The sequence below is a fragment of the Pseudonocardia sp. KRD291 genome (genome assembly GCF_019263595.1).
Lineage (GTDB): Bacteria > Actinomycetota > Actinomycetes > Mycobacteriales > Pseudonocardiaceae > Pseudonocardia.
On the sequence record NZ_JADQDD010000247.1, the window covers coordinates 1 to 9538 of the forward strand.

The 9538-nt window shown below is 71.8% G+C and carries 7 protein-coding genes; 4 read left to right on the forward strand and 3 right to left on the reverse strand.

Features of this window, described 5'->3' with window-relative positions:
* The coding region (locus tag I4I78_RS25505) for an alpha/beta hydrolase (RefSeq protein WP_218614031.1) at window positions 1–1364 on the forward strand (1364 nt) is incomplete at its 5' end.
* Between the two features lie 132 nt (window positions 1365–1496).
* Here the strand turns inward: I4I78_RS25505 and boxB are convergent.
* Both boxB and boxC read right to left on the reverse strand, forming a co-directional pair.
* Window positions 1497–2909, reverse strand: coding sequence for a benzoyl-CoA 2,3-epoxidase subunit BoxB (boxB, locus tag I4I78_RS25510; protein ID WP_218614032.1), 1413 nt, complete (start codon window positions 2907–2909; stop codon window positions 1497–1499).
* A gap of 7 nt (window positions 2910–2916) precedes the next feature.
* Window positions 2917–4656, reverse strand: coding sequence for a 2,3-epoxybenzoyl-CoA dihydrolase (boxC, locus tag I4I78_RS25515; RefSeq protein ID WP_218614033.1), 1740 nt, complete (start codon window positions 4654–4656; stop codon window positions 2917–2919).
* 150 nt (window positions 4657–4806) lie between these two features.
* Between boxC and I4I78_RS25520 the strand changes: the two genes are divergently transcribed.
* Window positions 4807–5322 carry a DUF3558 family protein gene (locus tag I4I78_RS25520; protein ID WP_218614034.1) on the forward strand — a complete coding sequence of 172 codons (516 nt, stop codon included), beginning with the start codon at window positions 4807–4809 and terminating at the stop codon, window positions 5320–5322.
* Window positions 5323–5338: 16 nt separating this feature from the next.
* Here the strand turns inward: I4I78_RS25520 and I4I78_RS25525 are convergent, their stop codons facing one another.
* Entirely contained in the window at window positions 5339–6958 is a 1620-nt protein-coding gene (locus I4I78_RS25525; RefSeq protein ID WP_218614035.1) for a benzoate-CoA ligase family protein, read from the reverse strand.
* A 146-nt stretch (window positions 6959–7104) separates the two neighbouring features.
* Here I4I78_RS25525 and I4I78_RS25530 point away from each other — a divergent pair, with 146 nt between their 5' ends.
* Both I4I78_RS25530 and I4I78_RS25535 read left to right on the forward strand, forming a co-directional pair.
* Window positions 7105–9033, forward strand: coding sequence for an AAA family ATPase (locus I4I78_RS25530; protein ID WP_218614036.1), 1929 nt, complete (start codon window positions 7105–7107; stop codon window positions 9031–9033).
* Window positions 9034–9059: 26 nt separating this feature from the next.
* Window positions 9060–9538: PIG-L family deacetylase (locus I4I78_RS25535; protein WP_218614037.1), on the forward strand; the 479-nt coding region annotated here is incomplete at its 3' end.

Consider the following 9538-nt stretch of genomic DNA (forward strand, 5'->3'; position numbering starts at 1 on the left):
GGTTCGTCACGGTCCCGATGGACTACGCGGACCCGGCCGGGAAGAAGATCCAGATCGCGGTCTCGCGGGTCCGCCACACCGTGCCCGAGAGCCGCTACCAGGGCGTCATGCTCGTCAACCCGGGCGGCCCCGGCGGTCCCGGGCTCTCGCTGTCGCGGCTCGGCTCGGCGGTGCCCAAGGGCGCCGGCGCCGCCTACGACTGGATCGGCTTCGACCCGCGCGGTGTCGGCACCAGCAAGCCCGCGCTGAGCTGCGACCCGGACTACGGCGGATACAACCGCCCCGACTACGAGCCGGCCAACGGCGCCGAGAAGGCCTGGCTGCCGAGGACCAAGGCCTACGCCGCGGCCTGCAAGGCCAAGGGCGGGAAGCTGCTGGAGAACCTGCGGACCGAGGACACGGTCCGCGACATGGACCAGATCCGGCAGGCTCTGGCACAGAAGCAGATCAACTTCTACGGCTTCTCCTACGGCACGTTCCTCGGTCAGGTCTACGGCACGATGTTCCCGGACAAGGTCCGCCGGATGGTGCTCGACGGCGTCCTGGACAGCCGTGACTGGTGGTACCAGGCCAACCTCAACCAGGACGTCGCGTTCGAGCGCAATATTCAGGTGTTCTTCGACTGGGTCGCCAAGTACGACGCGGTCTATCACCTGGGCAACTCCGGCGACGCGGTGGAGAAGCGCTTCTACGACGAGCGGGAGAAGCTCCGCAAGGCCCCGGCCGGCGGCAAGATCGGTTCCTCGGAGTGGACCGACATCTTCCTGCGCGCGGGCTACAACGTCGGCGAGTGGCCGGCCACCGCCCAGGCGTTCGTCGCCGGCGCGATCAAGCAGGACTCCGCGGCGCTCACCGCCGCCTACGACAGTGCCGGCTCGCCGACCGACGACAACAACTACGCCGTCTACCTCGCCACCCAGTGCTCGGACGCGCCGTTCCCGACGAACTGGAAGACCTGGCAGGCCGACAACACGCGCGTCGACAAGGTCGCGCCGTTCGAGACCTGGGGCAACGCCTGGTACAACGCGCCCTGCCTGTCCTGGCCGGTCAAGCCGGGTCCGGCACCGGAGGTCGACGGCAGCAAGGTCGCCGGGGGCCCGCTGCTGCTCTCCGAGACCAACGACGGCGCCACCCCGTACGCGGGCGCTCTGCACGCCCGGGCGCTGTTCCCGAACTCGCGCCTGATCGAGGGCGTCGGCGGGACGACGCACTCGGCGTCGCTGTCCGGGGTGGCCTGCACCGACGACAAGATCGCCGACTATCTGGCCACCGGGAAGCTCCCGGCACGGGTCGCCGGCAACCGCTCCGACGCCCGGTGCGAGCCGCTTCCGCAACCGGACCCGACGGCGCCCGGCGGGAGCTGAACCGCCGCGGAGTGACCGTCGCCGGGTGCGGATCCGCACCCCTATCGGCCATTCGCACCTCCTGCAGGGGGTGCGAACAGACGGTAGGGGTGCGGATCCGGGTGCCGGAGCCGTCCGGACGACGGAGGCGGGTCAGGCCAGGTGGACGTACTCGTAGTCGAAGGGCTTGCCGTTGATGCCGTTCGACGGCGGGGCGATCCAGCCGGCGATCTTGCCGGCCTCGTAGACCGGGCGCATCAGGGACTGGACGTGGGTCTTGTCCGCCTCGCTGGGCAGCCAGTCGTCCACCTTCTGCGCCCAGACGTCGGCGGAGATCAGGTCGCCCTTCGGGGTGACCTGGTGCTCGCGGAACAGGCCGACGTGGCGGTTGAACCCGACGTGCGGCAGGTAGACGCGCTCGTCGAAGCCGTGCTTCTCCAGGATCTTGTTCCAGCGCTTGAGGCCGGACTGGCAGTCCTTGACGTACTCGTTGCGCAGGTCCAGGTTCAGCGCCAGCAGGGCGGGCACCTCGTCCTGGGTCATCTGCCCGTCGCGCACCAGGTCGATCGAGAACCCGGCCTCGGTGAGCAGGTGGTCGTCGCGGCGGCGCTCCTCCTGCCAGCGGCCCTTCAGGCCCGCGGTGAAGTAGTTGGCCGCGTTCGTGGACTGCTCGGAGCCGAACAGGTCGAGCGAGACCGAGTAGTGGAAGTTGATGTACTTCTGGATCACGTTCAGCGCGATGCCGCCGTGCGGGGCGATGTCGGTGGTGTCGTGCTCGCGCATCAGCTCGCAGGTCCGGGTGATCACCCGGTCGATCCCGGTGGTGCCCACGAACATGTGGTGGGCCTCCTCCTTCAACATGAACTCGCAGGTGCGCGAGAGCGGGTCGAAGGCGGACTCCTTCAGCGTGCCGAGCTGGTACTTGCCGTCCCGGTCGGTGAAGTAGGTGAACATGAAGAAGGAGAGCCAGTCCGGGGTCTCCTCGTTGAACGCGCCGAGGATCCGGGGCGAGTCGAGGTCGCCGGAGTTGCGCTGCAGCAGCGCCTCGGCCTCCTCGCGGCCGTTGCGGCCGAAGTAGGCGTGCAGCAGGTAGACCATCGCCCAGAGGTGACGGCCCTCCTCCACGTTGACCTGGAACAGGTTGCGCAGGTCGTAGAGGCTCGGCGCGGTCTCGCCGAGGCGGCGCTGCTGCTCGACCGACGCGGGCTCGGTGTCGCCCTGGATGACGATCAGGCGCTGCAGATCGGCGCGGTACTCGCCGGGGACCTGCTGCCAGACCGGCTCGCCCTTCTGCTCACCGAACGCGATCCGCCGGTCGTCGCCGCGCTCGGCGAGGAACACGCCCCAGCGGTACTCCTCCATCGCGACGTGGCCGAACTGTGCCCAGCCCTCCTTGCCGACGTCGACGGCGGTGCGCAGGTAGACGTCCTGGGTCGGGACGGCCGGGCCCATCGTGACCCACCAGTTGAGGAAGTTCGGCTGCCAGGACTCCAGGGCCCGCTGCAGCTTCCGGTCCCCGGCCAGGTCGACGTTGTTGGGGATCTTCTCGCTGTAGTCGATACTCATGTCTGCCTCACACCCGCCTGCGGTCGAATTCGGCCTTGCGTCCCGTGCCGTACTTGCGCAGTGCGCCGTCCGGCCCGGAGGCGTTCGGACGCACGAAGATCCAGTTCTGCCACGCGGTGAGCCGGGAGAAGATCCGCGACTCCATCGTCTCCGGCCCGACGAAGCGGTGGTTGGCCTCCATGCCGGTCAGCGCGTCCGGCGAGAGCGAGGCCCGCTCCTCGAGCATGATCCGGACCTCGTCGTCCCAGTCGATGTCGTCCGGGGCGTCGGTGACCAGGCCCATCTCCATCGCCTCGACGGCCTGGATCCGGCGTCCGGTCTCCTGGCGCATCTTCGCGATGTGGTCGTCCCCGTCGGCTCCGGGGCCGTAGAAGCGCGAGCCCAGCCGGGACAGGCCGTTGCTCATGGGGAACGTGCCGAAGTTGGACTCCGAGAGCATGATCTGGGCCTCGTCGCCCTGCTCCGAATCGTCCTCGTCCAGGGTGCCGTCGAGCATGTACTGCCGGTCGCACGCCAGGGCCAGCTCCAGCAGCGCGCCGGCGAAACACGAGCCCGGCGCGATCAGCGCGATCAGCGAGCGCGAGGTCACGTCGAGGCGCTTGAGCACGCGCTTGAAGTAGTGCCGGACCTCGTTGACCAGCCAGTCGTCCTTGCTGTGGGTCTCGATCACCCGCTCCATCGCCAGCGCGTCCTCGACGTCGCCGCGGGTGCGGATGATCCAGGTGCCCAGCTCCAGCTCGTTCGCGCGCAGCCGCAGGATGAGGTCGTCGAGCTCGCGGGTCATGGCCAGCGGCCAGAACTGCGCGCCCAGCTCGTGCACCCGCTCCAACGACTCCGGGACGCCGCCGTCGGGGCCGTCCACGGTGATCTCCACCAGGCCCCGGTCGCGGTCGAACGTGGCGTGCACGTGCTGGTAGTCGATGCCCTCGACCGACTCGGTGCGCTGCAGCGGCGGCAGCTCGATGCCGGTGCCGCCGGTCGGGCGCGACGACGCGGCGGCCGCAGCCTCGGCGCGCTCGCGCACCGTCTCGTCCCAGGTGCGTTTCGGGATCACCTCGTCGACGAGCTTCCACTCCACGGCCTGCTTGCCCCGGATCCCCTCGGACTTGGTGGCGAACACGTCGGCGCGGTCCTTGCGGACCCGGCGCTTGTCGGTGACCCGGGTCAGGCCGCCGGTGCCGGGCAGCACGCCCAGCAGCGGGACCTCGGGCAGCGCCACGGTGGAGGAGTTGTCGTCGATCAGCAGGATCTGATCGCATGCCAGCGCCATCTCGTAGCCGCCGCCGGCCGCGGTGCCGTTGACGGCCGCGATCCAGGTCTGGCCGGAGTGCGCGGTCGCGTCCTCGATGCCGTTGCGGGTCTCGTTGGTGAACTTGCAGAAGTTCACCTTCCACGAGTGCGGGCTCTGGGCGAGCATCCGGATGTTCGCGCCGGCGCAGAAGTTCTTGTCCTTGCCGCTGGTCAGCACGACCGCGCGGACGTTCGGATGGGAGAAGCGCAGGCGCTGGGTGATGTCGTAGAGCTCGATGTCGACGCCGAGGTCGTAGGAGTTCATCTTGAGCTCGTAGCCGGGCACGATCCCGCCGTCCTCGGCGATGTCGAGACGCACGTAGGCCAGCCCCGCGGCGTCGTCGACGTCGAGCTTCCAGTGCTTGTAGCTGCCCGGTTCCCGGTCGAAGTCGACCGCCGGGGTCGTCTCGGCGCCGCTGCTCGGCTGCGCCTGCGTGGTGGTGCCGGCGTCGGTCATGGGTGGGACGCTCCTCGGGCTCGGGTCGGTCTCAGTCTACAACGTGCGCACGTCGCGCCGAAAGTTTGTGGAGTGTTCGGATTCGCGTCCGTGACGGGGTCGTTCCCGATCGTCCTCGGGGACGACGGCCGCGCTGTCACCGTCCCGGGCGTGCGGAAACGAATCGTGTCCCTGTCCCTGCTCCCGGTCGTCGCGCTCGCCCTCGGCGGGTGCGGTTCCTCGACCCCGTCCGGTCCGGGCGCGTCCCCGGCCGCCGCGGCGAGCTCCGCCGACTGGTCCGGTGTCGACCCGTGCTCGCTGGTGCCCGAGGGCTCCCGGGCCGGCCTCGGCCTGGGCGCGCGGGCGACGCCGATCGGCGGCCCGGCACCGAGCTGCCGGTTCCCCGCCGCGACCCGGTCCGCGGCCGGGCTATCGGTGGGGACCCAGGTCATCGTCGGTGCCGGCTTCGCCCAGGTGGTGACGAACATGGAGCAGGGCCAGACCGTGCCGCGCGTCGACACCGAGATCGCGGGGCGCACGGCGGCGCAGTTCGAGGGCGGTGACGTCATCTGCACCCTCGTCGTGGACGTGTCCGGCTCGGCCGCGGTGGCCGTGATCGGCACCGACGGCTGCGACGCCGCGCGCCGGGTCGCCGAGACCGTCGTCGCGAACGGGCCCGGCGCCTGAACGGGTCGCACGCCGGTCAGGTCGGGACGCCGGGGGGCGGGGCCGTCGGGATCAGCGCGGCCTGCTCGCGCAGCCGGAAACGCTGGATCTTGCCGGTGGCGGTCTTGGGCAGCTCGTCCACCGTGACCACCGCGCGCGGGCGCTTGAACGCGGCCAGGCCGGCCCGGCAGAACGCGATCAGCTCGTCGGCGTCCGGGTTCTGACCGGGGCGGGGCACGACGAACGCGACCGGCTTGTCCAGTCCGTCGTCGTCCGGGACGCCGACGACGACGGCCTCGGCCAGACCGGGGTGCTCGAGCAACCGGACCTCGACCTCGCTCGGGCTCACCCACAGCCCGCCGACCTTGAGCACGTCGTCCGCGCGTCCCAGGCAGGTGTAGGAGCCGTCCTCACCGCGGACGTACTGGTCGCCGGTGCGCATCCACTCGCCGTGGAAGACCAGCCGGTTCACCTCGGTGCGGCACCAGTAGCCGGTGCAGATCGACTCGCCGGAGATGTAGAGCATCCCGGACTCGCCCGCTCCGTCGATCACGGTGCCGTCGGTGCGGCGCAGCTCGGCCCGGTAGCCGGGCACCGGGAACCCGGAGCTGCCCGGGACGACCCGCCCGGGCACGTTGGAGATGAAGATGTGCAGCGCCTCGGTGGAGCCGATGCCGTCGAGCACCTCGAAGCCGTACCGCTCGCGCACGCCGTGGAACATCCGCGCCGGCAGCGCCTCGCCCGCCGAGGCCCCGCGGCGCACGGTGGCGAACCGCGCCGGGTCGACCTCCGCGGCGAGCAGCGGGCCCCAGAAGCTGGGCACGGCGAAGAACAGCGTTGCGGCGTGCTCGGCGCAGAGCCGGGAGTAGAGGTCGGGGTTGGGCCGCGACGGTTCGAGCACGACGCTCGCACCGACCGCGAGCGGGAAGAACATCGAGTTGCCGATGCCGTAGGCGAAGAACAGCTTGGCCACCGAGAGGCAGACGTCGTCGCGGTCGATGCCGAGCACCTGCGTGCCGTAGGTCTCGGCGACGTGGCGGATGTCGGTGTGGCGGTGCATCGCGCCCTTGGGCTTGCCGGTCGTGCCCGAGGTGTAGAGCCAGAGCGCGTGCGACTCGTCCCAGGTGGGGTAGGGGTCCTGCACCGGCGTCGTGCCGATGCCCGATCCGCCGTCGCTGCTCCCGGCGAGCATCTCGTCCCAGGTCAGCGACGCGACGCCGTCGACGAGCCCGTCCGGGCCCAGCGGGTGCTCCCCGGTCAGCACGACCCGGGTCAGGTCGGGAGCGCCGGCCGCGGCCACGGCGAGGTTCTCGGCGAACTCCGGGCTCCCGATCAGCGCGGTCGCGCGCGAGTCACGGACCAGCACCGACAGCTCGCGACCGGTCAGCATCGTCGACGACGGGACGGGCACGGCGCCGATCCACATCGCGGCCAGGATCGCGGTGAACAGCTCCACGTCGTCGGTCATCACCAGCAGCACCCGCTGCTCGGGCCGCACCCCGATCGCGCGCAGCCCGCCTGCGACGCGGCGGACCTCGTCGGTGAGCTGGGCGTAGGTCAGCAGGCCGCGGGGATGGCGGACGGCGATCCGGTCGCCGTCCCCGGCGTCCACGCGGGTCCGGGTCAGGTACTCCGCGGCGTTGAAGAGTTCGGCCATGGTGGGTGGCTCCTGTGCCGTTCGGGGTGTGTGATGCTACACACGGACACCGGCGCGTCAACGGATCGTGGACGGTCTCGGTGTCTGGGTCACAGGCGGTGCGCCGAGTGCCCGGAATGTGATGACATGCGCTGAGGATCTCGGAGGTGACAGTGCTGTCAGCACCCCAGGCAACACCCCAGGCGCGGCCCTCGTCCGCGAGCGGCGGACCGGTCGCGATCGTCGGCCTGCGGCGGGAGCGGGAGGTGCTCACGGTCGCGCTCGCGACCGGGCGGCACGTCGTCCTGGAGGGCCCGCCCGGAACCGGCAAGTCGACGCTGCTGCACGCGATCGCCCGCGAGGGCGGGCAGCGGATGGTGTTCGTGGAGGGCAACGCCGAGCTCACCCCGGCGCGCCTGATCGGCACGTTCGACCCGTCGCAGGTGCTGGCCGAGGGCTACCGCCCGGACGCGTTCACCGACGGGCCGCTGCTCACCGCGATGCGCGGCGACGAGTCCGGTACCGGGGGTCTGCTCTACCTGGAGGAGATGAACCGGATCCCCGAGGAGACGCTCAACGTCCTGATCACGGTGCTCACCGAGGGCGAGATCACGGTCCCGCGCCTGGGGACGGTCCCGGCCGGGCCGGGGTTCCGGCTGATCGCCGCGATGAACCCGTTCGACGCGATCGGCACCGCCCGGGTCAGCCAGGCCATCGCCGACCGGATGTGCCGGGTCGTGCTCGGCTACCAGGACGAGCCGGCCGAACGCACGATCACCAGCGCGGTCAGCGGGGTCACCGGCCGGGCCACCGACCTGGCCGTCGGGCTCGCCCGGGCCACCCGCGAGCACCGCGACGTGCGGATGGGCTCGTCGGTCCGCGGCGCGATCGACCTGGCGCACGTGCTGACCGGCCTGGCCGGGCTGCGCGGCGAGGAGCCGTTCGGCCGCGAGACCGCCCGCGACGCCACCTACGCGGCGCTGTCCGGCCGGATCCGGATCGCCGACGGCGTGGACCGCACCCCGGAGTCGGTGCTCGACGAGCTCCTCGACACGTTCTGGCCACCGGACGCCGACGAGCCGACCGAGACCTCGGAGGACGAGTCGGGAAAAGCTGACGGCCCGCCGCCCTCCGGGGCGCCGGGCCAGGAGCAGGGCAAGAACCCGGGCAAGGACCGCGCGCAGTCCGGACGTAACGAGCGCACGCTGGGCCGCGCGGAGCTGGGGTCGCGCCACGACAGCTTCGACGACGTGTCCCCGGAGCTCGGGGAGCTCGACGACGCCGCGTTCGACGCCGCGATGGCGCAGGACCCGGAGGCGGCGGCCGCGCTGCTGGCCGACCTCGCGGTCGCCACCGACGCCGCGCTGCGCGCCCGGGCCCGGCGGCTGGCCGGGCGGGTGTTCATCCGCCTCGGACGGGTCGGGCCGGCGAAGGCCCGAGGCACCCGCAAGCTCGGGCCCCGCCGCGGCGGGGACGGCGACCTGGACCTCGACCGGACGCTGGACACCTGGCAGCCGGCGCACTCCTCGCGCCCCGGTGTGGACGACATCGTCACCCGGGACTGGACGGCGCACCGCCGCGCGCTCTGCCTGCTGGTCGACATCTCCGGGTCGATGCAGGGGCTCGCGGTCGCGTTGGCCGCGGTGTCGGCGGCCGGGGTCGTGCTGGCCTCGGAGAACAGCGGGACCCGCCTGCAGCCGGGTGTGCTGGCGTTCGGGTCCGGGGTGCGGACCCTGCAGCGCCAGGGTGTCGGGCGGTCGCCGGAGGCGCTGGTCTCGGAGCTGGTCGCGCTGCGCGGGCACGGCACCACCGACCTGTCCGCGGCACTGCGCGAGGCCTCGGTACAGCTGGCCGCGGCCCCGGCCCAGGAGCGCACGGTGGTGCTGCTCTCGGACTGCCTGCACACCGCAGGGGACGACCCGGTCACCGCGCTCGGCGGGATCGACCGGGTGCACGTGCTGCTGCCCCAGCCCGGCGAGCCGGACCCGGAGGCGGTGCGGGCGAGCGCGGCGCTGGCCGCGCGCGGGGGAGGGCTGTGCCAGACCGTGTCCCGTCTCGGTGACGTCGGACCGGCACTGACCCGCATCCTGGGGTAGGACACGGCTGCCTAGGCTCGGGTCCCATGGGGACCATCGTCAGCTTTCACGCCCATCCCGACGACGAGTCGATCGGCTCGGCCGGCACGCTCGCCAAGGCCGCGGCCGCCGGGCACCGCGTCGTGCTCGTGTTCGCCACCCGCGGCGAGCTGGGCGAGCCGGTGCCGGGCGTGCTGGCCGAGGGCGAGCAGCTCGCCGTCCGGCGCTCGGCGGAGTGTCACGAGTCCGCGAAGGCGATCGGTGCCGCGCGGGTGGAGTTCCTCGGCTACGTCGACTCCGGGATGATGGGCGAGCCCTCCAACGACGCCCCCTACTGCTTCTGGCAGGCCGGGGTCGAGCACGCGGCCAAGCGCCTCGCGGTGATCCTGGACGAGGAGGAGCCCGACGTCCTGACCACCTACGACGACAACGGCGGGTACGGGCACCCGGACCACATCCAGGTGCACCGGGTCGGCAAGCGCGCCGGTGAGCTCTCCGCGGTCCCGGTCGTCGCGCAGGGCACCAC

What these genes read in the sequence shown, in the direction of transcription:
- boxB (WP_218614032.1), bottom strand. Translation starts at nt 2,909, where the DNA reads ATGAGTATCGACTACAGCGAGAAGATCCCCAACAACGTCGACCTGGCC.
- I4I78_RS25525 (WP_218614035.1), bottom strand. Translation starts at nt 6,958, where the DNA reads ATGGCCGAACTCTTCAACGCCGCGGAGTACCTGACCCGGACCCGCGTG.
- boxC (WP_218614033.1), bottom strand. Translation starts at nt 4,656, where the DNA reads ATGACCGACGCCGGCACCACCACGCAGGCGCAGCCGAGCAGCGGCGCC.